The organism is Micromonospora echinofusca (assembly GCF_900091445.1).
Classification (GTDB): Bacteria; Actinomycetota; Actinomycetes; order Mycobacteriales; family Micromonosporaceae; genus Micromonospora; species Micromonospora echinofusca.
The window spans coordinates 6014086-6040304 of record NZ_LT607733.1 but is presented as its reverse complement, the minus strand read 5'-3'; the positions used below and the strand labels follow the sequence as shown (position 1 = coordinate 6040304).

Here is a 26219-nt window from a genome sequence, read left to right as displayed (position 1 = left end):
GGGCATGGCTGAGCACGTCGCACGCCCCCGGGTCGGGCACATCCAGTTCCTGAACTGCCTGCCGATCTACTGGGGGCTGATGCGCTCCGGTGCCCTGATCGACGTCGACCTGCACAAGGACTCCCCGGACCGGCTCAGCGCCGCGCTGGTCGCCGGTGACCTGGACATCGGCCCGATCTCCCACGTGGAGTACCTGCGCCACGCCGACGAGCTGCTGCTCCTGCCCGACCTGGCGGTCGGCAGCGACGGCCCGGTGCTGTCCGTCAACATCGTCTCCACCCGCCCGCTGGCCGAGCTGGACCACGGCAAGGTGGCGCTGGGCTCGACCTCGCGGACCGGCGTGCTGCTGGCCCAGCTGCTGCTCGGCGAGCGGTACGCGGTCAGCCCGGAGTACTTCCGCTGCCCGCCCGACCTGACCCAGATGCTGCTGGAGGCCGACGCCGGGGTGCTGATCGGTGACGTGGCGCTGCGCGCCCTCTACGAGGCACCGAAGCGCGGGCTGGAGGTCACTGACCTCGGGCAGGCGTGGCGGGAGTGGACGGGCCTGCCGATGGTCTTCGCCGTCTGGGCGGTACGCCGCGACTTCGCCGCCGCGCACCCCGGCCTCGTCAAGGAGGTGCACGAGGCGTTCCTGCGCTCCCGGGACCTCTGCCTGGCGGAGCTGGACCAGGTGGCCGAGGCGGCCGCCCGCTGGGAGCCCTTCGACGCGGCGACGCTGGCGACGTACTTCCGGGCGCTGGACTTCTCCCTCGGGGAGCGCCAGGTGGCCGGCCTGCGCGAGTTCGCCCGCCGCGCCGCCGCCGTCGGCGCCGCCCCGCCCCTGCCCGCCGCCGGTCCCGCCTTCTTCATGGGCTGAGCCCTTCGACCGAACCGGCGGGGGCCGGGTCTAGGTGGTGGGGCGCAGGAGGGCTTCGGTGATCTTCTGGCAGTTCTTCATGCCGTACTCGTAGCCCTTGCCGATCGGGTAGCGGACCATCACGCCCATCGTCCAGGTGTCGCCGATGGCGAGGCAGTTGATGTGCATCTCCTGCTCGCGCGTACGGTCGATCCAGCCGTTCTTGATGGCGATGGTCTTGCGCTCCGCGGCCGGGAACGCCTTGCGGATGCCGAAGTCCCCGCCGCCCCGGACGAGCCGCATCTCGCCGATCAGCCACTTGGTCCACTGCGGCCCGGCGGCGCGGCCGTCGGCGATGCAGGCGCCCATCCGGGCGGTGTCCCGGGGGGAGAGGGCGGTACGGCTCCAGCCGCCGTCGCTGGCGACGCTGCTGTCGGTCAGCTCGCACTTGGAGAGCAGCCGCTTGATCGAGGCGGACCCGCCCAGCGCGTTGTAGAACTGCTGGGTCCGGGTGTTGTCGCTGTCCCGGATGATCTTCGTGGCGTCGGCGAGCTTGGCGGCGCTCGGGGTCTGGCCCTTCTCATCGGCGCGGCGCAGGTAGTCCGCGACGATCCACGCCTTGATCAGCGACGCGGTGGTGCTGGTCTCGTCCATGTTGTCCGAGCCGATGATCTCGCCGTTGCGGCGGTCGAGGACACTCCAGGAGTACCAGCCCTCGATGTCCAGGTCGAGGTCCTTCGCCTCGAACGGCAGCGGCTCCGGGGCGGGGCTCGGCGTCGGCGACGGGGACGGCCGCGAGCTGCGGTCGCTGGGAGCCGTCGTGGCGCGCTCGGCGGAGCCGGCGGGGGTGCCCCACTTCGCGGCGGCGGTGGACTCGAACGGCGAGCCCGGCAGCAACCGGAGCGAGACGAGCACCAGGCCGATGAGGACCACCGCGATGACGATCAGCTTGCCGGGGGAGGCGTCGGCCGACCCGGAGGCCCGACGCTGCCGCGCCATCAGAGCTTCCCGACGGGCTGCGGCACCTTGAGAGCGGCGCCCGGCTGCGGGGTCACGAGCTGGCTGGCGACCGAGGCGCAGACCTGCGCGCCGTAGGTGAGGCCGCTCTTCTGCGGGTAGCGGAGCATCACCGCGAGGCTCCACCTGTCGGTGACGGCGAGGCAGCTGACGTGCCAGTTGCCGTCGTAGTTGAGGGGCGTCCAGCCGTTCTTCATGCTGACCGGGCCCTGGCTGACGATCGACGGGGGGAGGCCGTCGATGATGCCCCAGCGGCCGCCGCCGGACCGGGCCTTCTGGTCCTTGGCGGCCGTGCTGCCCCTGACCTTGCTCATCTCGTCCAGCAGGAGCTTCGTCCACTTGGGGCCGGCGGCCGTGCCGTCGGCGATGCAGTCGCCGAGCCGGACGGCGTCGCGCGGGGACATCCGGGTGAAGCTCCACCAGCCCACGTAGCCGGGCACGTTGCCCGGCTTGGTGTCGGTGAGTTCGCAGGTGCTGATCATCCGCTTGATCGTGGCGGCCCGGCCCACCGCGCCGTACAGGGCGTTGGCGGCGTCGTCGTTGCTGTCCCGGATGGCGGTGGTGATCTGCTTCTTGCGCTCGGCCGGCAGCGGCTTGTCGCCGAGCTGGCGGAGGTAGTCCGCCGCGAACCAGGCCTTGATCATCGACTCGGTGGAGCTGGTCGAGGCCAGGTTCTTCGACCCGGAGATCTCGCCGGTCTCCCGGTCCATCAGGGCCCACGAGAAGAACTCGCCCTTGAAGTCCACCGCCACCGGGCCGGCGGCCAGGGTCGGCGGCGCGGGCGGGACCGGCGCGGGCGCCGCGACGCTTCCGCCACCGCTTCCGCCGCTCGCGGAGTCGTCGCCGGCGAGTCGGGCGTACGCGGCCGGGACGAGCAGGCCGCCACCGAGGAGGACCGCCACGACGGCGAGCACCAGGGTCACGCGGGATCGCATGAGTGGATGAGCTCCAGATGTCAGGGCCGGGGGGCCCGGCTGGTTGTCGGACGGATCGGCGGCTCGCCGAGGCGGGGGATGCGCCCTCCGTGTTTCTCGGGCGATCGTCGGCAGCCGATCGGTGTGACGGGGGAAGTCTACGTGCGGATCGGCGCGGCGCCAGAACCCGACACCTGGCAACTTGCCAAGTAGGCGGGATATCGAGCCGCTATGCGGCTGTTGGGTGGATTCACCTTTCCATAGTGACCCAAGTCATAGTTTGACCGGCTGCCGGGAGCCGCCGGGCCGCGCTGAAAGTGTCTCCGGAAACCTGTTACACCCTCTGGTGTCCCGAGAGGCGAGCTGTAACACTTGACCCCATGTATGGCAACGACTTCTCCGCCGAGGACGCACCCGGCGGCGGCCTGCTCGGCGAGGTCGAGGCAGCGGAGGCGGCCCTGCGGGAGGCCGCCGCACGTGGCCGCCGGGGCGGCGCCCCCGGCCCGGACGAGGACCTCGAGGCGTACTTCGCCGAGGTCATCGACGCCGACCAGAAGATCGAGCCGCGCGACTGGATGCCCGAGGCGTACCGCAAGACGCTGATCCGGCAGATCGCGCAGCACGCGCACTCCGAGATCATCGGCATGCAGCCGGAGGGCAACTGGATCAGCCGCGCCCCCTCGCTCAAGCGCAAGGCGATCCTGCTGGCCAAGGTGCAGGACGAGGCCGGCCACGGCCTCTACCTCTACGCCGCCGCCGAGACCCTCGGGATCAGCCGCGACGAGCTGGTCGAGCTGCTGCTCAACGGCCGGCAGAAGTACAGCTCGATCTTCAACTACCCCACGCTGACCTGGGCCGACATGGGCGCGATCGGCTGGCTGGTGGACGGCGCCGCCATCGTCAACCAGGTCCCGCTCTGCCGCTGCTCCTACGGGCCGTACGCGCGGGCGATGATCCGGGTCTGCAAGGAGGAGTCGTTCCACCAGCGGCAGGGCTACGAGATCCTGCACACCCTCGCGCACGGCACGCCCGAGCAGAAGGCGATGGCGCAGGACGCCCTCGACCGCTGGTGGTACCCGTCGCTGGCGATGTTCGGCCCGCCGGACACCGACTCCACCCACTCGGCGCAGTCCATGGCCTGGAAGATCAAGCGCTTCTCGAACGACGAGCTGCGCCAGCGCTTCGTGGACATGTGCGTGCAGCAGGCGGAGATCCTCGGCCTGACCATCCCGGATCCGGACCTGCGCTGGAACGAGTCGCGCCAGTCGTACGACTTCACCCAGCCCGACTACGACGAGCTGATGCGGGTGATCAAGGGCAACGGCCCGTGCAACCGGCAGCGGATGGAGCACCGTCGCCGCGCCCACGCCGACGGCGCCTGGGTGCGTGAGGCCGCCGCGGCGTACGCCGCCAAGCGGGTGGAGCAGAAGGAGAAGGTGGCGGCGTGAGCGAGCGTAGCGAGCGGACGGACCAGCGCGGCGTGAGCGGTCCTTCGCCCTTGTGGGAGGTCTTCGTGCGGGCGCGGCGCGGGTTGTCGCACACCCACGTCGGCAGCCTGCACGCCCCCGACGCCGAGCTGGCCCTGCGAAACGCGCGGGACCTCTACACCCGCCGCCAGGAGGGCGTCTCGATCTGGGTGGTGCCCGCCGCCGCGATCACCGCGTCCAGCCCCGACGAGAAGGACGCCTTCTTCGACCCGGCGGCCGACAAGGTCTACCGCCATCCCACCTTCTACGACGTGCCGGAGGGGGTGGCCCACCTGTGAGCGGGCGCTTCGACTTCGCTCTCGCGCTCGGCGACGACGCGCTGATCGCGGCGCAGCGGCTGGCCGAGTGGACCACCCGCGCGCCCGAGATGGAAGAGGACATCGCGCTGGCCAACATCGCCCTCGACCAGCTCGGCGCGGCCCGGCTCCTGCTGTCGTACGCGGGCGAGCTGGAGGCCGCCGGCCGGGACGAGGACGCGCTGGCGTTCCTCCGCGACGACCGCGAGTTCCGCAACTGCCTGCTGGTGGAGCTGCCCAACGGCGACTTCGCGGTGACCATGGCGAAGCTGCTCTTCCTCGCGGCCTACCAGCTCCCCCTCTACACGGCGCTGGCCGGGTGCGCCGACGAGCGGCTGGCCGCGATCGGGGCCAAGGCCCGCAAGGAGTCGGCCTACCACCTCGACCACGCGTCGACGTGGGTACGGCGGCTCGGTGACGGCACCGAGGAGTCGCACCGGCGCATGCAGGCGGCGGTCGACCAGGTCTGGCCGTACGTCCACGAGCTGTTCGCCCCCGACCCGGCGGCGCCGGTCGACCCGGCCACCCTGCGGGCCGACTTCGACGCCCGGGTCGCGGCCGTGCTCGACGAGGCCACGCTGACCCGGCCGGAGTCCGGCTGGGCGCCGGCCGGCGGGCGGGACGGCGTGCACACCGAGCACCTGTCCTACCTGCTCGCGGAGATGCAGGTGCTGCACCGCGCCCACCCCGGGGCCCGCTGGTGAGCGCGAGGCGGCACCGGTGACACCGCGGGAGGCCGTGGCGGCGGTGGTGGATCCGGAGATCCGGGTGGTCACCATCGACGACCTCGGCATCCTGCGGGCGGTCGACGAGGACCCGGCGTCGGGCCGGGTGGTCGTGACCATCACCCCCACCTACACCGGCTGCCCGGCGATGGACGTGATCCGCACCGACATCCGGCGGGCGCTGGCCGCCGTCGGCCGCCCCGACGCCGACGTGCGGACGGTCTACAGCCCGGCGTGGAGCACCGACTGGATCTCCGACGCCGGGCGGGCCAAGCTCGCCGCCGCCGGCATCGCCCCACCGGCGCCCGCGCGCGCCGACAACGTGGTGCCGCTGACCCTCGCCGTCCGCTGCCCGCGCTGCGGCTCGCCCGAGACCGAGCAGGTCAGCCGCTTCGGCTCGACCGCGTGCAAGGCGCTCTGGCGCTGCCGTTCCTGCCGTGAACCCTTCGACCACCTGAAGGCGCTGTGACTGTCACGATCACCCGCCCGGTCCGTCGCCGGCCGGTCTTCCACCCGCTGTCCGTCGCCGCCGTCGACCGGCTCACCGACGACGCCGTGGCGGTCACCTTCGCCGTGCCGGAGGAGCTGCGCGAGACGTTCGCGTTCTCCGCCGGCCAGCACCTCACCGTGCGGCGCAGCACGGACGCCGGCGAGGACGTGCGGCGGTCGTACTCCATCTGCTCCACGCCCGACGACCTGGTCCGGCACGGCCGGCTGCGGATCGGCGTGCGGGAGATCCCGGGTGGTGCCTTCTCCGCGTACGCCTGCGGCGCGCTCCGCGGCGGCGACACGATCGAGGTGCTGCCGCCGCTCGGGCACTTCACCACGGCCTTCGCGCCGGAGCGGGCCCGCCACTACGGCGCGGTGGTCGCTGGCTCGGGCATCACCCCGGTGCTCGCGCTGGTCGCGACGGCGCTCGCCGTCGAGCCGGCCAGCACGTTCACCCTGGTGTACGGCAACCGCACGGCGAACACCGTGATGTTCGCCGAGGAGTTGGCCGACCTGAAGGACCGGTGGCCGACCCGGCTGCACCTGGTGCACGTGCTCTCCCGGGAGCAGGGCGAGTCGCCGTTGCTCTCCGGCCGGATCGACGCCGACCGGCTGGGCCGGTTGCTGGACACCGTCGTGCCCGGCGACGCCGTCGACGAGTGGTTCCTCTGCGGCCCGTACGACATGGTGGTGGACGCCCGGGAGGTGCTCGCCGCGCGCGGCGTGGCGGAGTCGGCGGTGCACACGGAGCTGTTCCACGTCGCCGAGGCCCCGGCCCCGCCGCGACGTCCGGCCGACGAGCCGGGGGGTGGGGCCGAGGTGACCATCCTGCTGGACGGCCGGTCGTCGCGCTTCACGATGCGGCGCGACGAGCGGGTGCTGGACGCGGCGCTGAAGGTGCGCGGCGAGCTGCCCTACGCCTGCAAGGGTGGGGTCTGCTCGACCTGCAAGGCCAAGGTGGTCGACGGCGCGGTGACGATGGCCCGCAACTACGCGCTGGAGCCGGACGAGGTGGCCGCAGGCTACGTGCTCACCTGCCAGTCCAGCCCGACGACCGACCGGCTCACGGTGGACTACGACGCCTGACCGGTCCGCCCGCCGCTCGGCGGGCGCAGCCGGGTCGGCGGGTCGGCGCAGGCACCGCGTCGCACCCGCCGACCCCTTGCGTGAGGGTCAGCTCGGGGCCTTGACCTGGCCGTCGTAGGCGATGCTGCGCCACAGGTCGAACTGGCGGTCGTTGCCGACCAGCGGGTTGCCGGCCAGTGCGACGGCGGCGTGCACCTCCTCGTCGTTGCGGAGCTGGCGGAAGTAGCCGGGGCCGACGAGGGCGATGCCGCGGCCGGGTGACTGGATGAGCTTCATGTCGTTCTCCGTGAGGTCGAGGGGTGGGTTGCCGGCGAGCTGGCGGGCCACGTCGGCACGCATCGAGTCCAGGTCGATGAACGACGGGTCGATCTTGCCGCTGGTGCTGGTCTCCCGGTGCCCCCGGGCGTGGCTGGCGTCGCGGCCGAGCCGGCGCAGCACGGCGGCGGTGGCGAGCACCGAGGTGCTGTACTGGGCGCCGGTCATGGCCTGGTTGACCCCGTTGTAGTCGATCTCCCAGCCGATCATCAGGGTGTTGCCGTCGCCGGCCGGGATGGGGCCGCTGCCGCGACTCACGCCGGCGTGGTTGGCCCGCCCGCCGGAGATGACGTGGAAGACGCCGTGGTAGTCGACGAGGGCCTGGCAGAGCGGTCCGGGCAGGTCGGAGCGGCCGTTGATGCAGATGTTCAGCGCGGGGTGCGGGTTGCCGGCGCTGGAGGTGGCCGCCGTGTGGTGCCAGAGCACGCCGATGGGGGCGAACGAGCTGCCGGAGACCCGGCCGAGCCAGTTGCCGTGCTCCACCACGGTGACGCCGGCGGCGCGGAGCACGTCGGCGAGCCAGGGGACGGTCGCCATCAGGCCGCCGTCAGGTCGGCGAGACACTCCGGCGCCCGGGCCGTGGTGGCCGCGCGTGCCGGTCGGCCCACCGTGGCGACGGCGAGAGCGGCGGCCCCGAGCGGTACGAGGCCCAGCAGCGCCCGGCGACGTAGGGGTGGAGGTGCGGGCGAAGGCGCGGGGAAAATCATCCATTGATGCTAGTTGATCGATGCGGCAGGGGTAAGTCCCTCGGGCCGCCGCCCGGGCGGAGCCTGTGGCGTGGCCGACAGGAGTCCGGCGGGGCGGCCCCGGGGCGGGGCGACGTAGGCTCGGGGGGTGAGTGTGAGCCGGGAGATCGACGACATCCTGCAGCGTGGCGCGGACGGCGGGCGGATCACGCCCGAGGAGGCCCTGCTGCTCTACACCGAGGCGCCGTTGCACGCCCTGGGCGAGGCCGCCGACGCGGTACGCCGACGCCGCTACCCGGACAACGTCGTCACGTACCTGATCGACCGCAACATCAACTACACCAACGTCTGCGTGACGGCGTGCAAGTTCTGCGCGTTCTACCGGGCCCCGAAGCACCGGGAGGGCTGGACCCACCCGACCGAGGAGATCCTGCGCCGCTGCGGCGAGGCGGTCGAGTTGGGCGCCACCCAGGTCATGCTCCAGGGCGGGCACCACCCGGACTACGGCGTGGAGTACTACGAGGAGCTGTTCTCCTCGGTCAAGAAGGCCTACCCGCAGCTCGCCATCCACTCGATCGGCCCCAGCGAGATCCTGCACATGGCCAAGGTCTCCGGTGTCAGCCTCGACGAGGCCATCGCCCGGATCAAGGCGGCCGGGCTGGACTCGATCGCCGGCGCCGGCGCCGAGATGCTGCCCGCCCGCCCGCGCAAGGCCATCGCGCCGCTGAAGGAGTCGGGCGAGCGCTGGCTGGAGGTCATGGAGCTGGCACACCGGCAGGGCGTCGAGTCGACCGCCACCATGATGATGGGCACCGGCGAGACCGCCGCCGAGCGGATCGAGCACCTGCGGATGATCCGCGACGTGCAGGACCGCACGAAGGGCTTCCGGGCGTTCATCCCGTGGACGTACCAGCCGGAGAACAACCACCTCAAGGGCCGTACGCAGGCGACCACGCTGGAGTACCTGCGGCTGGTCGCGGTGGCCCGGCTCTTCTTCGAGACGGTGCCGCACCTGCAGGCGTCCTGGTTGACCACCGGCAAGGACGTCGGGCAACTCGCCCTGCACATGGGCGTGGACGACCTCGGCTCGATCATGCTGGAGGAGAACGTCATCTCCTCCGCCGGCGCGCGGCACCGCTCCAACCTGCACGAGCTGATCGGCATGATCCGCTCGGCGGACCGGATCCCCGCCCAGCGCGACACCCTCTACAACCGGCTGGCCGTGCACCACACCCCGGCCGACGACCCGACCGACGAGCGGGTGGTCTCGCACTTCTCCTCGATCGCCATACCGGGCGGCGGCGCCGGGAAGTCCCTGCCGCTGGTCGACGTCCGCTGACGCGCTCACCCGTACGACCCCGGCACCCCACCGTCGTCCCCGGCGGTGGGGTGCCGTCGTACGCGGGTCCCTGCGTGGAGCGCCGCCGTACGGAGAGTGATCATTGGCGGCCTCGCCGGCTGGCCGATCGGGTGAATTCCCGTGGACCGTTGATCTCGATTGGGTTGCCGTTCGGAGTCGGCCGCGAGGTGGCCTGGGCAGCAAGACATATCAATCCGGGCATTCCTTAAGTGATTCTTAGCCTGGCTGTTCAACGCGCCCGACCTTGGGGGTGGCGAGCGTGATCGCTTACCGCTAACGTCCCCGGCCGTACCTTTCCTTCGCCCCAACGGGGGGACCCTTTCCATGATCTTCCGTAACCGTTCGCTGGCGCGTATCGGCGCCGGCGCGCTGCTCGCCTCCGGCGCGTTGACCGCTTTCGGTAGCCCGGCCCAGGCCTCGGGCACCGAGACGGACCTCGCGATCGAGGTGGCCGGCACGCGGGTCGCCGCCAACGCGCAGGGCAAGTTCGCCTACGCCAAGGTGACCAACACCGGCAAGAACACCCCGAGCGAGCTGGCCGTGCGGGTGGACGTGTCCAAGGTCGACTTCGACAAGGTCGCCGCCGTGCCGGCCGTCGAGGACGGCTGCGACGTGGAGTTCGCCGGGGAGAAGCCGACCGCGTTCATCTGCTACGCGACGGAGAAGGGCCTGCCGGGCCCGGGCGAGACCACGGACCTGCCGGTCGTCCTGTTCAAGTTCGAGGGCACCGGCACCTACCAGGCGCCCCTCTCCTTCAAGCTCGTCTCGAAGGACGACACCAACGCGGCGAACAACACCAAGACCGCCACGCTGGACTTCTCGGACGCCAGCGGGCCGGACCTCTCGGTCGTCGCCGAGGACGTCAAGCAGGGCGTGAAGATCGTCGACGGGAACCCGGTCTACTCCGGCGACCTGCACGCGGGCGGCCGTTCTGCGCTGACCTACTTCATCACCAACCAGGGTGACAAGGCCGCGGCCGGTCTGAAGATCAGCGTCAAGCTGCCCAAGGGCGTCACCCCGACGGAGGTGGAGCCCGGCTGCGAGTATGCGGCCGACAAGTCCACCTTCACCTGCACCTACGCCAACTTCGGGCTGATCCCGCAGGACGAGGACACCAACGCCGAGGACAAGCTCTACTCGGCCTACGGCTTCTACCACCTGTTCGACGTGGCGGCGGACGTGAAGCCGGGCGCCCTCAAGGGCGGTCTGGTCAGCGTCGAGCCGGTCGGCTCCGAGCCCACCCGGGCGCGGACGGCGGCGGTCACCCTGCCGGAGAACGTCACCGGCCTGCAGGCCTCCGACGTGGACGCCACCGACAACTCCGACGGCTACGCCGTGATCGTCGCGGCCAAGGGCGGCGCGGGCGGCGGTGACGACGACGGCGGCCTGCCGGTCACCGGCGCGCAGACCACGCTGATCGGCGGCATCGGCGGCGTGGTGCTGGTCGCGGGCGCGGCCATGTTCATGGTGGCGCGGCGGCGCCGGGTCGTCCTGGTGACCCCGGGCGACGAGAAGCCGACGGCCTGACGGTCGTCCTCCATCGACCCGCGAGGGTCGTTCACATAACGCACGGCAGCGGGGGCGGGATGGGTGACCATCCCGCCCCCGCTGTGCGTCGGGCCGTCCGTCCGGATCGGCCGGACGGACGGACGAAACACGTTCTCCCTGCTGGCGCGCCGCATCGACCTCCGATAGCGTCCGCCCGGGTTCCGCAACCATTCGTTTCTTCCCTAACCCCCCGGGGGACCGATGACCCTGTTCCATCGCTCGGCCCTGGCCCGCGCCGGTGCCGTGGCACTTCTCGCGGCGGGCGGCCTGACCGCCGTCGCCGTTCCCGCCCAGGCCGCCGACGGGCCGGACCTCGCCCTGAGTCCGATCAGCACCCAGCTCGCGAAGGGTGTCGACGCGGCCCGGAGCAAGCCGTTCAAGTTCACCGTCACCAACGCCGGCACGGCCACGGCGGAGGACGTCTCGTACCGGGTGAACACCCGGCAGCTCAAGGACAAGCGCGTCGGCTTCCTGGTGCCCGAGGGCTGCCGCGCCATCGAGAACCACCTCTACCAGTGCTCCCTCGGCGACCTGCCCGCCGGCACCAGCAAGGACTTCGGCGTTCCGCTGTTCAGCAAGGGCGGCCGGGGCGACGGCGGCAAGCTCGTCGTCCACGTCGTCACCGCGACGCCCGGGGGCGAGGTTCGCGACAAGGTCGTCGTGCCGGTCACCGTGACGAAGCCCGGCTACGACCTCACCGCCTGGGTGCAGGACATCCAGGCAGGCGTCGTGGTCAACGGCGCGGTGGCCGACGAGCCGGACCTCGAGCCGGTGCGCCGGGGCGAGACCGTCCCGCTGGACTGGGCGGTCTACAACGACGGCAGCCGGCCCGCCACCGGCGTCTTCTACGGCATCACCCTCCCGCCCGGTGTGAGCTTCGTGACGTTGCCGCAGGGCTGCGCCCAGCAGGTGTTCCTCGGCAAGGAGCAGGCGTTCTGCGAGGACGCCGGCGCGATCATCCGCCGGGGGCAGTACTACACCGCCGACGTGACGGTGAAGGTGGGCGACGACGTGACCGAGCCGGTGCTGCGCGAGGGCGACCTCTTCGCGTACGGGCTGGACGCCGCCGAGGGCGAGCCGGAGGAGGAGCCGCGGGTGGCCGGCCAGGCGCAGCGGAAGGCCTTCTCCGAGGTCGACATCAGCGACAACCACACGATCTTCGAGGCCTTCGTCGACCTGTCCGCGCAGCCGAGCCCGACCCCGACGCCGACCCCGACGGTGGCGCCCACGGCCACCCCGACCGGCGTACCCACGGCGGGCCCGACCACCACCCCCGGCACCGGTGGCGGTGGCGGTGGCGACGGAGGGCTGCCGGTGACCGGCGTGCAGGCGGGGCTGATCGGCGGCATCGGCGCGGCCGTGCTGCTGGCCGGCGGCGCGCTGCTGCTGCTCTCCCGGCGGCGCAAGGTCGTCCTGGTGGCGCCCGGCGACGAGAGGTCGACCGACTGACGTACGACGACGCGGGGGCGGGGTGGGCGACTGCCCCGCCCCCGCGTCGTACCCGGGCGTCGGCGCGTCGAGCAGCGGCCCGCGCCGCCGGGACGACCCACCGGGCGTCCCGGCGGGCGGGGCTGGCAGAGTGGAGGGGTGAGCCGTACCCCGCAGGGCCAGCGCGCCAGCCTGGACAAGCAGCCGCACGAGGTCGCCGCGATGTTCGACGGCGTGGCGGCTCGCTACGACCTGACCAACACCGTCCTCTCCTTCGGGCAGGACCGGTTCTGGCGGCGGGCCACCCGCGCCGCGCTCGACCTGCGGCCGGGTGAGCGGGTGCTCGACGTGGGCGCCGGCACCGGCGTCTCCACGGAGGAGCTGGCCCAGTCGGGCGCGTACGCGGTGGGCGCCGACCTGTCCCTGGGCATGCTGCGCGTCGGCAAGCGCACCCGCCCCCGGGTGCCGCTGCTGGCCGGGGACGCGTTGCGGCTGCCCTTCGCCGACGCCAGCTTCGACGCGGTGACCATCTCGTTCGCGCTGCGCAACGTGAACGACACCGACGCCGCCCTGCGGGAGCTGGCCCGGGTCACCAGGCCGGGCGGCCGGCTGGTGGTGTGCGAGTTCAGCACCCCGGTGAACCCGGCGTTCCGCACCGTCTACCTGTCGTACCTGATGCGCTCGCTGCCGAGCGTGGCGCGTGCCGTCTCCAGCAACCCCGACGCGTACGTCTACCTGGCCGAGTCGATCCGGGCGTGGCCCGACCAGCCGGCCCTGGCCGCGCGGATCGGCGCGGCGGGCTGGGGCAGGGTGGCCTGGCGCAACCTGAGCGGCGGGATCGCGGCGCTGCACCGCGCGGTCCGCGAATAGGTCGATCCGGCCGGATTTCCGCAAGTATCCCTTTTTGCTCTACTTTGTTCCGTAAGCTCGCCCCCATGACGGGACCAGACCAGGCGGTCGGCGCGGAGGCCACCGACGACGACGCGGCCGAACTCATCGCCCAGCTCAAGGAGTTGGCCGGCGCGGATCCCGCCGACGTCCGTCAGGTGGTGGTCGAGGTGCTGGCGGCCCTGGACCGCGCGGCCGGCGGCGCGCTGCGCGAGCACCTGCCGGAGACGATCCGGCACGACGCCGGCCTGGACCGGGCGACCGCCGCCCGGCGCTGACGCCCCGCCCCGGCACCCCGGCCCCGACCTCGGCGGACGTGTCCCGGGCAACTTAGGTACCCCTGATCCGGCGTGGTCATGACGTCGGTCATAGACTCCCTCCGTCTGGCTTGTGAAGCATTTCACGAGCATGCGGGAGGAGGCGCGGGATGACCGCGGTGGAACATGACGCCGACGTGATCGTCGTGGGCGCCGGTCCCGGTGGGTCGGCTACCGCGTACCACCTGGCTCGGCACGGCGTACGGGTGCTGCTGCTGGAGAAGACCGAGTTCCCCCGGGAGAAGGTCTGCGGCGACGGGCTGACCCCGCGCGCGGTGCGACAGCTGATCCGGATGGGCGTGGACACCTCGCCCGAGGCGGGCTGGCTGCACAACCGCGGACTGCGGGTGATCGGCGGCGGCGTCCGGCTGGAGCTGGACTGGCCCGACCTGGCGAGCTTCCCCAACTACGGCCTGGTGCGCACCCGGCTCGACTTCGACGACCTGCTCGCCCGGCGTGCCGTCGAGTCCGGCGCGAAGCTGCGTACCGGCGTGAACGTCACCGGCCCGGTGCTGGGCCCCGACGGCCGGGTGACCGGCGTGGAGGCGGAGGTCGGCCCCGGCAAGGAGCCCGCCACCTTCCACGCGCCGCTGGTCGTCGCCGCCGACGGCGTCTCCGGCCGCTTCCCGCTCGCCCTCGGGCTGGCCAAGCGCGAGGACCGGCCGATCGGCGTCGCCGTCCGGCGTTACTACCGCTCGCCGGCCAAGCACGACGACAACTACCTGGAGTCCTGGCTGGAGCTGCGCAGCAAGGACAGCGGCGACAACCTGCTGCCCGGCTACGGCTGGATCTTCGGGCTGGGCGACGGCCGGGTCAACGTCGGCCTCGGCGTGCTCAACTCGTCGTCCGCGTTCGGCAAGACCAACTACCGTCGGCTGCTCACCGACTGGCTGGCCAACACGCCGGCCGACTGGGGCATGACCGACGAGGCGAACGCGGAGGGCCCGATCCTCGGCGCAGCGCTCCCCATGGGCTTCAACCGGGTGCCGCACTACACCCGGGGCGTGATGCTGGTCGGCGACTCCGGCGGCATGGTCAACCCGTTCAACGGCGAGGGCATCGCGTACGCGATGGAGTCCGGCGAGCTGGCCGCGGAGATCGCCGTGCAGGCGCTCGCGCGCCCCGCCGGCGCGGACCGGGAACGGGCCCTGGCGGCGTACTCGACGGAGCTGAAGGCCCGCTTCGGCGGCTACTACCGGCTCGGCGGCATCTTCGTGAAGCTCATCGGCCGTCCCGAGATCATGCGGATGGCCACGAAGCACGGCATGCCGCACCCGATGCTGATGCGCTTCGTGCTGAAGCTGCTGGCCAACCTGACCGACCCCCGGGACGGGGACGCCATGGACCGCGTCATCAACGCGATGACGAGAGTGGCGCCGGCCGTGTAGCTCTCAGTGATCGTGCGAACCCCCGCGGTCGCGAACGAAGGCAGACGCGTGTGACGGCCCCGTCCACGGTCGGCGACGGGCGCGGGCGCGGACATGGGAGATCGACCCCCGCCGACAACCGTCGCGAGGGACGTGAATAGTGTGATTTTTGACAAGGACCAGGGGCAGGGAAGGACGAGCAGGAGAAAACGATGTCGCTCTCGCCTTACGCACCGATCATCGGGCTGTTCGCCCTCGCCACGGGCTTCGCGCTGTTCTCCGTGGCCGCTGCCCGCTTCGCCGGTCCCCGGCGCTACAACAAGGCCAAGCTCGAGGCGTACGAGTGCGGCATCGAGCCCAGCCCGCAGCCGGTCGGCGGCGGCCGGTTCCCGATCAAGTTCTACCTGACGGCGATGCTCTTCATCGTCTTCGACATCGAGATCATCTTCCTCTACCCCTGGGCGGTCTCCTTCGACGCCCTGCCGATCTTCGGCTTCGTGGAGATGGTCCTGTTCATCGTCGCGGTCTTCGTCGCATACGCCTACGTCTGGCGGCGCGGCGGCCTGGACTGGGACTGAGGGAGGAACCTCAGATGGGTATCGAGGAGAAGCTCCCCGCCGGTGTCCTGCTCACCTCGGTGGAGAAGCTGGTCAACTGGTCGCGCAAGACGTCGGTCTGGGGTGCGACCTTCGGCCTGGCCTGCTGCGCGATCGAGATGATGGCCGCGGGTGGCCCGCACTACGACATGGGCCGCTGGGGCATGGAGGTCTTCCGGGCCTCGCCCCGGCAGGCCGACCTGATGATCGTGGCCGGCCGGGTCAGCCAGAAGATGGCCCCGGTGCTGCGCCAGATCTACGACCAGATGGCGGAGCCCCGCTGGGTCATCTCGATGGGCGTCTGCGCCAGCAGCGGCGGCATGTTCAACAACTACGCCATCGTGCAGGGCGTCGACCACATCGTCCCGGTCGACATGTACCTGCCCGGCTGCCCGCCCCGGCCCGAGATGCTCATCGACGCGGTCCTCAAGCTGCGCGAGAAGATCGGGCACGAGCCGCTCGGCCCGAACGGCCGCAAGATGCTCGAGGCACGCCAGGCCCGCGGCGACGTCCCGGTCGTCCCGTACGGCTCGATGCCGTCGTCGTACCGCAGCGACAAGGCCCGGCGGGCCGAGTGGACCAAGGCGGTCCGTGAGGGTCGCGAGGAGCAGCTGCGGATCGAGAACTGGATGAAGGCCCAGAACCACCTGCAGCACGGGGGTGTCCAGAAGTGACCGCGCCTCAGGACAGGAAAGACGACGGCGGCGTACCGGTGCCGGTCACGCCGGCCGGTGCCAGCAGCACCGCGCCCGCCGAGTACCCCCCGGCCAGCCCGGCCGGCCGGGGCATGTTCGGCAACCAGGGCTCCGGGGACGTGTCCGGCTTCGGCGGCCTCGTCCGCCAGCGCCGCACCATCGAGGACGCCCCCCGGCCGTACGGGGGCTACTTCGACGAGGTCCGCGACGCGCTGGAGGAGGCGTACCCGGACTTCGCCGACGCCATCGAGAAGGTCGTGGTCGACCGGGGCGAGCTGACGCTGCACATCCGCCCCGAGCGGATCGCCGAGGTCTGCCAGGTGATGCGCGACGACATGGCGCTCCGCTTCGAGCTCTGCTCCTCGGTGTCCGGGGTCGACTACCTCGGCGCCGACGCCCGCCGCCTGCACGTCGTCTACCAGCTCACCTCGATGACCTACCGCCGCACGGTGCGGCTGGAGGCCGCTGTCTCCGCCGAGGACCCGCACCTGCCGAGCGTCACGTCGGTCTACCCGACGGCGGACTGGCAGGAGCGCGAGGCGTACGACATGTTCGGCATCGTCTTCGACGGTCACCCCAACCTGACCCGGATCCTCATGCCGGACGACTGGGAGGGGCACCCGCAGCGCAAGGACTACCCCCTCGGCGGCGTGCCCGTCGAGTACAAGGGCGCTGAGATCCCGCCGCCGGACCGGAGGAGGTCCTACCAGTGACCACGTCGAACTACGCCAGCGAGCGCGACACCACCGAGGGCAAGGTCTTCACCGTCACCGGTGGCGACTGGGACAGCGTCGTCTCGGGCACCGACCCGATCAACGACGAGCGCATCGTCGTCAACATGGGTCCGCAGCACCCGTCGACGCACGGCGTGCTCCGGCTGGTCCTGGAGCTGGAGGGCGAGACGGTCCGCGAGGCCCGCTCGGTCGTCGGCTACCTGCACACCGGCATCGAGAAGAACCTCGAATACCGCAACTGGGTCCAGGGCAGCACCTTCGTGACCCGGATGGACTACCTCGCCCCGATCTTCAACGAGACCGGGTACGCGCTCGCGGTGGAGAAGCTGCTCGGGATCTCCGAGCAGATCACCGAGCGGGCGAACACCATCCGGGTCCTCATGATGGAGCTGAACCGGATCTCCTCGCACCTGGTCTGGGTGGCCACCACGGCCATGGAGCTGGGCGCGATCAACATGATGCTCTACGGCTTCCGCGAGCGTGAGTACGTGCTGGAGATCTTCGAGATCATCACCGGCCTGCGGATGAACCACGCGTACGTCCGCCCGGGCGGCGTGGCGCAGGACGTGCCGGACGAGGCGATCGTCAAGATCCGTGAGTTCCTGAAGCTGATGCCGAAGCGGCTCAAGGAGTACGAGAACCTCCTCTCCGGGCAGCCCATCTGGCTCGAGCGGACGCAGAACGTCGCGGTGCTCGACGTGACGGGCTGCCTCGCGCTGGGCGTGACCGGCCCGGTGCTGCGCTCCGCCGGCCTCGCCTGGGACCTGCGCAAGACCATGCCGTACTGCGGCTACGAGACGTACGAGTTCGACGTGCCGACGCACACCGACGGCGACGTGTGGGGCCGCTACCTGGTCCGGCTCGCCGAGATCCGGGAGTCGCTCAAGCTCGTCGAGCAGGCGTTGGACCGGCTCCGGCCGGGCCCGGTGATGGTGGCCGACAAGAAGATTGCCTGGCCGGCGCAGCTCGCCATCGGCGTCGACGGCATGGGCAACTCGCTGGAGCACGTCGCGAAGATCATGGGTCAGTCGATGGAGTCGCTGATCCACCACTTCAAGCTCGTCACCGAGGGCTTCCGGGTGCCGCCGGGGCAGGTCTACGTCGGCATCGAGTCGCCCCGCGGCGAGCTGGGCGTGCACGCCGTCTCCGACGGTGGCACCCGGCCGTACCGGGTGCACTACCGGGAGCCGAGCTTCGTCAACCTCCAGGCCCTCCCGGCGATGGCCGAGGGCGGCCTGATCGCCGACGTGATCGCCGGCGGCGCCTCGCTGGACCCTGTGATGGGTGGTTGTGACCGATGAGTGTTTTCACTGACGAGACCCGCGAACGGGCACGGGAGATCATCGCCCGCTACCCGGCCGACCGGTCCCGGTCGGCGCTGCTGCCGCTGCTGCACCTGGTGCAGGCCGAGGAGGGCTACGTCTCCCCGGCCGGTGTGGCGTTCTGCGCCGAGGTGCTGGGCCTCAACAAGGCCCAGGTCGGGGCGGTCGCGACCTTCTACACCATGTACAAGCGCCGGCCGACCGGCGACTACCTGGTGAGCGTCTGCACCAACACCATGTGCAACGTGCTCGGCGGCCAGGAGGTCTACGACACCCTCGCCGAGCACCTCGGCGTGGGGCACGACGAGACGACCGCCGACGGGAAGATCACCCTGGAGCACGCCGAGTGCCTGGCGGCGTGCGACTACGGGCCCGTGATGACCGTCAACTACGACTTCTTCGACGGGGTCGACCCGCAGACCGCGCGCGGCGTGGTCGACGAGCTGCGCGCCGGTGGCCGGCCGATGCCGACCCGGGGCGCCCGGCTCTGCACCCTCAAGGAGATGGCGGTGCAGCTCGCCGGCTTCGCCGACGAGCGGGAGGGCGCGGTCGCCGACGGCGGGCCGGGCGAGCCCACCCTGCGGGGGCTGCGACTGGCGCAGGAGCACGGCATCTCGGTGCCGGGCTTCGACCCGAACACCCCGATCCGCAGCAAGGCCGAGGCCGACAAGGCCGCCGCCGAGGCGAAGGCCCGCAGCGAGGCGGACAAGACCGCCGAGGCGAAGGCCGCCGCGAAGCCGGCCGGCACCGCGCCGGCCCCGTCGAACGGTGGCGCCGCGCGCCCGGTTACCGCCGGCAACGCGGGCACCGGCGAGCCGGCGACCCCGGCGCAGGCGGCCGGCAGCACCACCCGCGACGTGAAGGCGCCGGACGCCAAGTCGCCCGAGGTGCGTACGGCCGAGACCCGGCAGCCCGACGCGGCGACCGCCGTGCCGGACGCCCCGGGCACCAAGGTTCCGGTGGACGGCGCCCCGCCGGCTCCCCGCGACGCGCGGGAGGCGGAGGCCGCCGGCGTGGCGGCCAACGCGCCGGCCGGCGACGGCAAGCCCGCCGGCGACGATGCCGGGGCGCAGGAGCGCAACCTCAAGGAAGCCGAGGCGGGGACGAGCGCCGGTGGCGCGGGCTCCGCCGTCGCGAGCGAGACGGGGGTCCAGAAGTGACCACTCCCCGGCCGGAGACCCTGGCCAAGCTGACGCCGGTACTCACCAAGCGCTGGCTGTCGCCGGACGCCTGGCGCATCGGCACCTACGAGAAGCTCGACGGCTACGCGGCCCTGCGCAAGGCGCTCAAGGCGCACCCGGACGACCTGATCCAGCTGATCAAGGACTCCGGCCTGCGCGGTCGCGGCGGCGCCGGCTTCCCGACCGGTCTCAAGTGGGGGTTCATCCCGCAGGGCGACGGCAAGCCGCACTACCTCGTGGTCAACGCCGACGAGGGGGAGCCGGGCACCTGCAAGGACCTCCCGCTGATGACGCACGACCCGCACGCCCTCGTCGAGGGCGTGATCATCGCGTCGTACGCGATCCGGGCCAACCGCGCCTACATCTACATCCGGGGCGAGGCGGTGCACGCCGCGCGCCGGCTGCGCAACGCCGTGCGGGAGGCGACCGCCAAGGGCTACCTCGGCCGCAACATCCTCGGCTCCGGGTACGACCTGGAGCTGGTGGTGCACTCGGGCGCCGGGGCGTACATCTGCGGCGAGGAGACCGCGCTGCTGGACTCGCTGGAGGGCTTCCGGGGCCAGCCCCGGCTGCGCCCGCCGTTCCCGGCCACCCACGGCCTGTACGCGAGCCCGACGGTGGTCAACAACGTCGGCACCATCGCCAGCGTGCCCTACATCGTGCTGGGCGGCGCCGACTGGTGGAAGACGATGGGCACGGAGAAGTCGTCCGGCCCGATGATCTACTCGCTCTCCGGCCGGATCGCCAACCCCGGCCAGTACGAGTGCGGCATGGGCGTCACCCTGCGGGAACTGATCGAGCTGGCCGGCGGCATGCAGCCCGGCCACAACCTGAGGTTCTGGACGCCGGGCGGCTCGTCGACGCCGCTGCTCACCGCCGAGCACCTGGACGTGCCGCTCGACTTCGAGGGGGTGGCGGCGGCCGGCTCGATCCTCGGCACCACGGCCACCCAGATCTTCTCCGACCAGGACTGCCCGGTCTACGCGACCTACCGGTGGCTGGAGTTCTACCACCACGAGTCGTGCGGCAAGTGCACCCCGTGCCGCGAGGGCAACTACTGGATGGTCCGGGTCTACCGGCGGATCCTCGCCGGTCAGGGCACCCACGAGGACCTGGACACCCTGCTGGACACCTGCGACAACATCCTCGGCCGCTCGTTCTGCGGCCTCGGTGACGGCGCCACCAGCTCGGTGACCTCGTCGCTGAAGTACTTCAAGCAGGACTACCTCGACTACATCGAGGGACGTACCGCGCCGAAGCTGTCGGACAAGCAGCTAGTGGGAGCGCACTGATGCGAGCGCGAGGAGTGAGCGGAGCGAGCCCCGCAGTCGCGAGCGAAAGGCAAGCACTGTGACCGACGTAGCGAAGCAGACCGAGACCGTCACGCTCACCATCGACGGCGTCGAGGTCACCGCCCCCAAGGGGGCGCTGCTGATCCGGGTCGCCGAGCAGTTGGGCACCGAGATCCCCCGGTTCTGCGACCACCCGCTGCTGGCCCCGGCCGGCGCGTGCCGGCAGTGCCTGGTCGAGGTGGAGGGGCAGCGCAAGCCCGTCGCCTCCTGCACCCAGACCGTCGCAGACGGCATGGTGGTGCGTACCCAGCTCACCTCCCCGGTCGCCAAGAAGGCGCAGGAGGGGGTCATGGAGCTGCTGCTGCTCAACCACCCGCTCGACTGCCCGATGTGCGACAAGGGCGGCGAGTGCCCGCTGCAGAACCAGGCGATGTCCACCGGGCGCGCCGACTCGCGGTTCCACGAGCACAAGCGGGAGTACCCGAAGCCGCTGCCGATCAGCACGCAGGTGCTGCTCGACCGCGAGCGCTGCGTGCTCTGCCAGCGCTGCACCCGGTTCTCCGAGGAGATCGCCGGCGACAAGTTCATCGACCTGATGGGCCGGTCGTCCGCCGAGGAGATCAACATCTACCGGGACGAGGACTACGGCGTGGACGTGGGCGCGGGCTGCCCCGGCGCCGACGAGGCCGACTCCGGCGACGTGCCCTTTAACTCGTACTTCTCCGGCAACACGGTGCAGATCTGCCCGGTCGGCGCGCTGACCGGCACCCAGTACCGGTTCCGGGCCCGCCCGTTCGACCTGGTCTCCACCCCCAGCGTCTGCGAGCACTGCTCGGCGGGGTGCGCCCAGCGCACCGACTGGCGGCGGGGCAAGGTGCTGCGCCGGCTGGCCGGCGACGACCCGGCGGTGAACGAGGAGTGGAACTGCGACAAGGGGCGGTGGGGCTTCCAGTACACCCGCGCCTTCGACCGGCTCACCACCCCGCTGGTCCGCGACGCGCAGACCGGTGAGCTGCGTGAGGCGGCGTGGAGCGAGGCGCTGACCGTCGCCGCCGAGGGCCTGCGCGCCGCGCGCGAAGGTGGGCGCGGCACGGCGGTGCTCACCGGCGGCCGGCTGACCGTCGAGGACGCCTACGCGTACGCGAAGTTCGCCCGGGTCGCGCTGAACACCAACGACATCGACTTCCGGGCCCGGCCGGTCTCCCGCGAGGAGACGGACTTCCTGGCCAGCTCGGTCGCCGGAGTCACCGATGTCACGTACGCCGACGTCGAGAAGGCGCCGGCGGTGGTGCTGGTCGGGTTGGAGCCGGAGGAGGAGTGCCCGATCCTCTTCCTGCGGCTGCGCAAGGCGTACCTGAAGAAGAAGCTGACGGTCTACGCGATCGCGCCGTTCGCCACCCGCGGCCTGGAGAAGCTCGGCGCCAAGCTGGCCCGGGTGGTGCCGGGCGAGGAGGCGACCGTGCTCGCCGAGCACGCCACCGTCGCCGAGGCGCTCGGCGCCGAGGGCGCGATCCTGATCGTCGGGGAGCGGCTGGCCAGCGTGCCGGGCGGCCTCTCCGCGGCGGCCGACGTGGCCCGGCGTACCGGTGCGAAGCTGGCCTGGGTGCCGCGGCGCGCGGGTGATCGCGGCGCGGTCGACGCGGGCTGCCTGCCCAACCTGCTGCCCGGTGGCCGCCTGGTCAACGAGCCGGCCGCGCGGGCCGAGCTGGGTGAGGCGTGGGACATCCCCGCCGGGGTGATCCCGAGCCAGGCCGGCCGCGACACCGACGGCATCCTCGCCGCCGCCGCCGGCGGTCAGCTCGGCGCGCTGGTGGTGGCCGGGGTCGACCCGGCCGACCTGGCCGACCCGCGGCTGGCCGAGAAGGCCCTGGACGAGGTGCCGTTCCTGGTGAGCCTGGAGCTGCGGATGAGCGCGGTGGCCCGCCGGGCCGACGTCGTCCTCCCCGTGGCGCCGGTGGCCGAGAAGGCCGGCAGCTTCCTGGACTGGGAGGGCCGGCTGCGCACCTTCGAGGCGGTGCTGCACACCGCCGCGATGACCGACGGCCGCGTGCTGGACGCGCTCGCCGCGCAGCTCGACGTGCAGCTCGGCACCGGCGACGTGCTCAGCGTCCGCCGCGAGCTGGGCGCGCTGCCCCGCACCCGTACGGACCGCCCCGCCGCCCCGTCGGTGGCGCCGGCCACGGTCCGGGAGCCGGGGGCCGGTGAGGCGGTGCTCGCCACCTGGCACCAGTTGATCGACCTGGGCAGCCTGACCGACGGCGACGAGTACCTCGCCGGTACCGCCCGCCCGCCGGTGGTCCGGCTGGGCAAGGGCACCGCGGAGGCGCTCGGCGTCGCCGACGGCGATCCGGTGACGGTGGGCACCGACCGCGGCGCGTTGACCCTGCCGGCGGCGATCACCGAGATGCCGGACGGCGTCGTCTGGCTGCCGACCAACTCGCCCGGTTCGACCGTGCGACGCAGCCTCGGCGCGACGTCCGGAGCGTTCGTGCGGATCTCCGCCGCCGCGGTCGCCGCCGACGCGGCGGACCGTCCGGGCCCGCTCCTCAACGCAGGGGGTGTACAGCAGTGAACGCGGTCTACCTGGCCCAGGATCCGACGCTGGCCGACTTCGGCCGGGACCCCTGGTGGCTGGTTCTCGGCAAGATCGTCTTCGCGTTCGTCGTCGCCGTGCTGGCCACGCTGCTCGGCGTCTGGTTCGAGCGCCGGGTCGTGGGCCGCATGGCGGTGCGGCCCGGCCCCAACCAGGCCGGTCCGTTCGGCCTGCTGCAGACCCTCGCCGACGGCCTGAAGCTGGCCTTCAAGGAGGACATCCTCCCGAGGACCGCCGACAAGGTCGTCTACTTCTTCGCCCCGGTGATCTCGGTGGTCTGCGCGGTCACCGCGCTGTCGGTGATCCCGTTCGGGCCGATGGTCAGCATCTTCGGGCACCGGACGCCGTTGCAGGTCACCGACGTGTCGGTGGCGGTGCTGGTGGTGTTGGCCTTCTCCTCGCTGGCCGTGTACGGCATCGTGCTCGGCGGCTGGGCCAGCGGCTCGACGTACCCACTGCTCGGCGGCCTGCGCTCCGCCGCCCAGCTGGTCTCGTACGAGGTCACGATGGGCCTGAGCGTCGTCGCGGTCTTCATGACCGCCGGCACCATGTCGACCAGCGGGATCGTCGCCGCCCAGGGCGACGGCACCCGGCTGAACATCGGGGGCTTCGAGCTTCCGGCCCCCGGCTGGTACGCGATCCTGCTGCTCCCCAGCTTCATCATGTTCTTCATCGCGATCGTCGGTGAGACGAACCGGGCGCCGTTCGACCTGCCCGAGGCGGAGTCGGAGCTGGTGGCGGGCTTCCAGACGGAGTACAGCTCGCTGAAGTTCGCCCTCTTCATGCTCAGCGAGTACGTCGCGATGGTCACGATGTCGGCGTTCACCGTGACGCTCTTCCTCGGTGGCTGGCACGCGCCGTGGCCGATCACCGCCTTCTGGGCGGGCGCCAACTCCGGCTGGTGGCCGATGCTGTGGTTCTTCGGCAAGGTCGTCATGCTGGTGTTCGTCTTCGTCTGGCTGCGGGGCACCCTGCCCCGGCTGCGCTACGACCAGTTCATGCGCTTCGGCTGGAAGGTCCTGCTCCCGATCAACCTGGTCTGGATCATGGTCCTGGCCGGCCTGCGCTCGATCGAGGACTGGGACTCGCGCGGCAAGCTGATCGCCGTCGGCATCCCCGCCGGCATCCTGCTGCTCGCCACGCTGCTCTGGCCGAGCCGCAAGCCGCAGCCGAAGCCGACGGTCCAGGAGCAGGTCAACGACCGGCCGCACGGCAGCTTCCCGCTGCCCCCGATGGACCTGCAGGTACCACCGAGCCCGCGCACGAGGCGCGTGGTCGCCGAGCGGGAACCGGCCAACATCGCCGCCGGCCCGGACTCCAGGGAGGTGTGACGTGGGCGCGATCACCGGAACGTTCAAGGGCTTCGGTGTCACCTTCTCGCACATGTTCAAGAAGGTCATCACCACCGACTACCCGTTCAAGCCGCCGGTGTCGGCGCCGCGCTACCACGGGCGGCACATCCTCAACCGGCACCCGGACGGGCTGGAGAAGTGCATCGGCTGCGAGCTGTGCGCCTGGGCCTGCCCGGCCGACGCGATCTACGTCGAGGGCGGCGACAACACCGACGAGCAGCGCTTCTCGCCGGGTGAGCGGTACGCCAGCATCTACCAGATCAACTACGCCCGCTGCATCTTCTGCGGGCTCTGCATCGAGGCCTGCCCGACCCGTTCGCTCACCATGAGCAACGAGTACGAGCTGGCCCGGGACAACCGGCAGGATCTGATCTTCACGAAGGAGCAGCTGCTCGCGCCGCTGCTGCCGGGCATGGAGCAGCCGCCGCACCCGATGCGGCTGGGCGACAGCGAGAAGGACTACTACGTCGGCGCGCTGACCAACCCGGGCACCTCGGCCGGGGCGGAGCACTCGGCCAACAACCCGGGCCGGTACCAGGTGGAGGAACACCCCGGGGTGACCTTCCCCGGCGCCGAGCAGCACGCCCAGCGGGCGGCGGCCGCCAAGGGAGACGGAGCATGACCACGCAGACGGTGCTCGCCGCGGCGGGCGGGGTCTCCGGTGGGGAGCAGGTGACCTTCTGGATCCTGGCCCCGCTGGCGCTGATCGGCGCGATCGGCATGGTCGCGGCGCGCAACGCGGTGCACTCGGCCCTGTGGCTGGTGCTGACGATGCTCTGCCTGGGCGTGTTCTACGTGCTCCAGGCCGGGCCGTTTATCGGCATGGTGCAGATCATCGTCTACACCGGCGCCATCATGATGCTGTTCCTCTTCGTGCTGATGCTGGTCGGCCGCGACGCCTCGGACTCGTTGATCGAGACGCTGCGGGGCCAGCGGGTGGCGGCGGTGGTGCTCGGGCTCGGCTTCGCCGGCCTGGTCGGCGGCGGGCTGTGGCGCGCGCTGGAGGGCACCACGGCGGTGGGCCTGGAGCAGGCGAACGCCGAGGGCAACGTGCAGGGCATCGCCCGGCTGCTCTTCACCAAGTACGTCTTCGCCTTCGAGCTGACCTCGGCGCTGCTCATCACGGCCGCGGTCGGCGCGATGGTGCTGGCTCACATCGAGCGGCGCAAGGAAGACAAGCTGGACCAGCCGAAGACGATGCGGGCGCGCTTCGCCCCGGGCAACTACCCGGGCCCGAAGCCCGGCCCGGGTGTCTACGCGACCTCCTCCTCCGTGGCCACCCCGGCCCGCCTGCCGGACGGCCGGCTGACCGATCGGAGCACCCCGGACATCCTGCCGGTGCGCGAGCTGACCGCCCAGGAGACCACCCTGAAGGGGACGGACAAATGACCCCCGACTACTACCTGGTACTGGCCGCGGTGCTGTTCACCATCGGCGCGGTCGGCGTGCTCATCCGGCGCAACGCGATCGTGCTGTTCATGTGCGTCGAGCTGATGCTCAACGCGGCCAACCTGACCCTGGTCACCTTCAGCCGGATCAACGGTGACCTCAACGGACAGATCATGGCGTTCTTCGTGATGGTGGTGGCGGCGGCCGAGGTCGTGGTCGGGCTCGCGATCATCATGGCGATCTTCCGGACCCGGCGCTCCGCGAGCGTCGACGACGCCAACCTGCTGAAGTACTGAGGGGTCCTGCG

27 protein-coding genes are annotated in these 26219 nt (G+C 71.7%); 23 read left to right on the top strand and 4 right to left on the bottom strand.

The features are described 5' to 3' along the window. The first annotated feature begins 4 nt into the window (after positions 1-4). Entirely contained in the window at positions 5-856 is an 852-nt protein-coding gene (locus GA0070610_RS25875) for a menaquinone biosynthetic enzyme MqnA/MqnD family protein (RefSeq protein WP_089002448.1), read from the top strand. 30 nt (positions 857-886) lie between these two features. Here GA0070610_RS25875 and GA0070610_RS25870 read toward each other — a convergent pair whose 3' ends face one another. Next, on the bottom strand, positions 887-1834 hold the full coding sequence (locus GA0070610_RS25870) for a serine hydrolase (protein WP_089002447.1): 948 nt from the start codon (positions 1832-1834) through the stop codon (positions 887-889). Then, positions 1834-2787 carry a hypothetical protein gene (locus GA0070610_RS25865; RefSeq protein ID WP_089002446.1) on the bottom strand — a complete coding sequence of 318 codons (954 nt, stop codon included), beginning with the start codon at positions 2785-2787 and terminating at the stop codon, positions 1834-1836. The genes GA0070610_RS25870 and GA0070610_RS25865 overlap by 1 nt, the downstream gene beginning before the upstream one ends. 359 nt (positions 2788-3146) lie before the next feature. Between GA0070610_RS25865 and paaA the strand changes: the two genes are divergently transcribed. The 5 genes from paaA to paaE are packed head-to-tail and all read left to right on the top strand — an operon-like array spanning position 3147 to position 6849. Further along, complete coding sequence (gene paaA, locus GA0070610_RS25860; protein WP_089002445.1) at positions 3147-4214, top strand: 1,2-phenylacetyl-CoA epoxidase subunit PaaA; 1068 nt, start codon at positions 3147-3149, stop codon at positions 4212-4214. Next, on the top strand, positions 4211-4531 hold the full coding sequence (paaB, locus tag GA0070610_RS25855) for a 1,2-phenylacetyl-CoA epoxidase subunit PaaB (protein WP_089002444.1): 321 nt from the start codon (positions 4211-4213) through the stop codon (positions 4529-4531). Before paaA ends, paaB begins: the two co-directional genes overlap by 4 nt. Continuing rightward, on the top strand, positions 4528-5253 hold the full coding sequence (gene paaC / locus GA0070610_RS25850) for a 1,2-phenylacetyl-CoA epoxidase subunit PaaC (RefSeq protein ID WP_089002443.1): 726 nt from the start codon (positions 4528-4530) through the stop codon (positions 5251-5253). Before paaB ends, paaC begins: the two co-directional genes overlap by 4 nt. Positions 5254-5269: 16 nt before the next feature. After that, positions 5270-5743 carry a 1,2-phenylacetyl-CoA epoxidase subunit PaaD gene (gene paaD, locus GA0070610_RS25845; RefSeq protein ID WP_089002442.1) on the top strand — a complete coding sequence of 158 codons (474 nt, stop codon included), beginning with the start codon at positions 5270-5272 and terminating at the stop codon, positions 5741-5743. Continuing rightward, a complete protein-coding gene (gene paaE, locus GA0070610_RS25840) occupies positions 5740-6849 on the top strand; it encodes a 1,2-phenylacetyl-CoA epoxidase subunit PaaE (protein WP_089002441.1) in 1110 nt (369 codons plus the stop codon). The genes paaD and paaE overlap by 4 nt, the downstream gene beginning before the upstream one ends. 87 nt (positions 6850-6936) lie before the next feature. Here paaE and GA0070610_RS25835 read toward each other — a convergent pair whose 3' ends face one another. Both GA0070610_RS25835 and GA0070610_RS30995 read right to left on the bottom strand, forming a co-directional pair. Next, positions 6937-7701 (bottom strand): peptidoglycan recognition protein family protein, encoded by a 765-nt coding sequence (locus GA0070610_RS25835; protein WP_231925812.1) that lies wholly within the window; start codon positions 7699-7701, stop codon positions 6937-6939. Further along, the gene (locus GA0070610_RS30995; RefSeq protein WP_172896596.1) at positions 7701-7871 is read right to left on the bottom strand and encodes a hypothetical protein; all 171 of its coding nucleotides are present in this window, start codon (positions 7869-7871) and stop codon (positions 7701-7703) included. The genes GA0070610_RS25835 and GA0070610_RS30995 overlap by 1 nt, the downstream gene beginning before the upstream one ends. A gap of 127 nt (positions 7872-7998) precedes the next feature. Between GA0070610_RS30995 and mqnC the strand changes: the two genes are divergently transcribed. The 17 genes from mqnC (at position 7999) to nuoK (ending at position 26208) form a co-directional block, all read left to right on the top strand. Next, positions 7999-9189: a cyclic dehypoxanthinyl futalosine synthase gene (gene mqnC, locus GA0070610_RS25830; RefSeq protein WP_089002440.1), complete on the top strand. Its 1191-nt coding sequence runs from the start codon at positions 7999-8001 to the stop codon at positions 9187-9189. A 345-nt stretch (positions 9190-9534) separates the two neighbouring features. Further along, positions 9535-10737 carry an LPXTG cell wall anchor domain-containing protein gene (locus tag GA0070610_RS31595; protein WP_089002439.1) on the top strand — a complete coding sequence of 401 codons (1203 nt, stop codon included), beginning with the start codon at positions 9535-9537 and terminating at the stop codon, positions 10735-10737. 222 nt (positions 10738-10959) lie between these two features. Further along, the gene (locus tag GA0070610_RS25820) at positions 10960-12207 is read left to right on the top strand and encodes an LPXTG cell wall anchor domain-containing protein (protein ID WP_089002438.1); all 1248 of its coding nucleotides are present in this window, start codon (positions 10960-10962) and stop codon (positions 12205-12207) included. A gap of 138 nt (positions 12208-12345) precedes the next feature. Beyond that, positions 12346-13056, top strand: coding sequence for a demethylmenaquinone methyltransferase (locus GA0070610_RS25815; protein WP_089002437.1), 711 nt, complete (start codon positions 12346-12348; stop codon positions 13054-13056). 65 nt (positions 13057-13121) lie between these two features. Next, positions 13122-13352 carry a hypothetical protein gene (locus GA0070610_RS25810; RefSeq protein WP_089002436.1) on the top strand — a complete coding sequence of 77 codons (231 nt, stop codon included), beginning with the start codon at positions 13122-13124 and terminating at the stop codon, positions 13350-13352. A 149-nt stretch (positions 13353-13501) separates the two neighbouring features. Next, the gene (locus GA0070610_RS25805; RefSeq protein ID WP_089002435.1) at positions 13502-14779 is read left to right on the top strand and encodes a geranylgeranyl reductase family protein; all 1278 of its coding nucleotides are present in this window, start codon (positions 13502-13504) and stop codon (positions 14777-14779) included. A 191-nt stretch (positions 14780-14970) separates the two neighbouring features. Beyond that, positions 14971-15336 (top strand): NADH-quinone oxidoreductase subunit A, encoded by a 366-nt coding sequence (locus GA0070610_RS25800; protein ID WP_089002434.1) that lies wholly within the window; start codon positions 14971-14973, stop codon positions 15334-15336. 14 nt (positions 15337-15350) lie between these two features. Then, a complete protein-coding gene (locus tag GA0070610_RS25795; RefSeq protein WP_089002433.1) occupies positions 15351-16028 on the top strand; it encodes a NuoB/complex I 20 kDa subunit family protein in 678 nt (225 codons plus the stop codon). Next, on the top strand, positions 16025-16762 hold the full coding sequence (locus tag GA0070610_RS25790) for an NADH-quinone oxidoreductase subunit C (protein WP_089002432.1): 738 nt from the start codon (positions 16025-16027) through the stop codon (positions 16760-16762). The genes GA0070610_RS25795 and GA0070610_RS25790 overlap by 4 nt, the downstream gene beginning before the upstream one ends. Then, positions 16759-18084 (top strand): NADH-quinone oxidoreductase subunit D, encoded by a 1326-nt coding sequence (locus GA0070610_RS25785; protein WP_089002431.1) that lies wholly within the window; start codon positions 16759-16761, stop codon positions 18082-18084. Before GA0070610_RS25790 ends, GA0070610_RS25785 begins: the two co-directional genes overlap by 4 nt. Beyond that, the gene (nuoE, locus tag GA0070610_RS25780; protein ID WP_089002430.1) at positions 18081-19265 is read left to right on the top strand and encodes an NADH-quinone oxidoreductase subunit NuoE; all 1185 of its coding nucleotides are present in this window, start codon (positions 18081-18083) and stop codon (positions 19263-19265) included. Before GA0070610_RS25785 ends, nuoE begins: the two co-directional genes overlap by 4 nt. Continuing rightward, the gene (nuoF, locus tag GA0070610_RS25775) at positions 19262-20578 is read left to right on the top strand and encodes an NADH-quinone oxidoreductase subunit NuoF (protein ID WP_089002429.1); all 1317 of its coding nucleotides are present in this window, start codon (positions 19262-19264) and stop codon (positions 20576-20578) included. Before nuoE ends, nuoF begins: the two co-directional genes overlap by 4 nt. 58 nt (positions 20579-20636) lie before the next feature. Next, a complete protein-coding gene (locus GA0070610_RS25770) occupies positions 20637-23150 on the top strand; it encodes an NADH-quinone oxidoreductase subunit G (RefSeq protein ID WP_089002428.1) in 2514 nt (837 codons plus the stop codon). Next, entirely contained in the window at positions 23147-24502 is a 1356-nt protein-coding gene (gene nuoH / locus GA0070610_RS25765; protein WP_089002427.1) for an NADH-quinone oxidoreductase subunit NuoH, read from the top strand. Before GA0070610_RS25770 ends, nuoH begins: the two co-directional genes overlap by 4 nt. 1 nt (position 24503) lies before the next feature. Then, a complete protein-coding gene (gene nuoI / locus GA0070610_RS25760; protein ID WP_089002426.1) occupies positions 24504-25145 on the top strand; it encodes an NADH-quinone oxidoreductase subunit NuoI in 642 nt (213 codons plus the stop codon). After that, positions 25142-25912, top strand: a complete 771-nt coding sequence (locus GA0070610_RS25755; protein WP_089002425.1) for an NADH-quinone oxidoreductase subunit J — start codon at positions 25142-25144, stop codon at positions 25910-25912. The genes nuoI and GA0070610_RS25755 overlap by 4 nt, the downstream gene beginning before the upstream one ends. Further along, on the top strand, positions 25909-26208 hold the full coding sequence (gene nuoK / locus GA0070610_RS25750) for an NADH-quinone oxidoreductase subunit NuoK (protein WP_089002424.1): 300 nt from the start codon (positions 25909-25911) through the stop codon (positions 26206-26208). The genes GA0070610_RS25755 and nuoK overlap by 4 nt, the downstream gene beginning before the upstream one ends. Positions 26209-26219 lie beyond the last annotated feature (11 nt).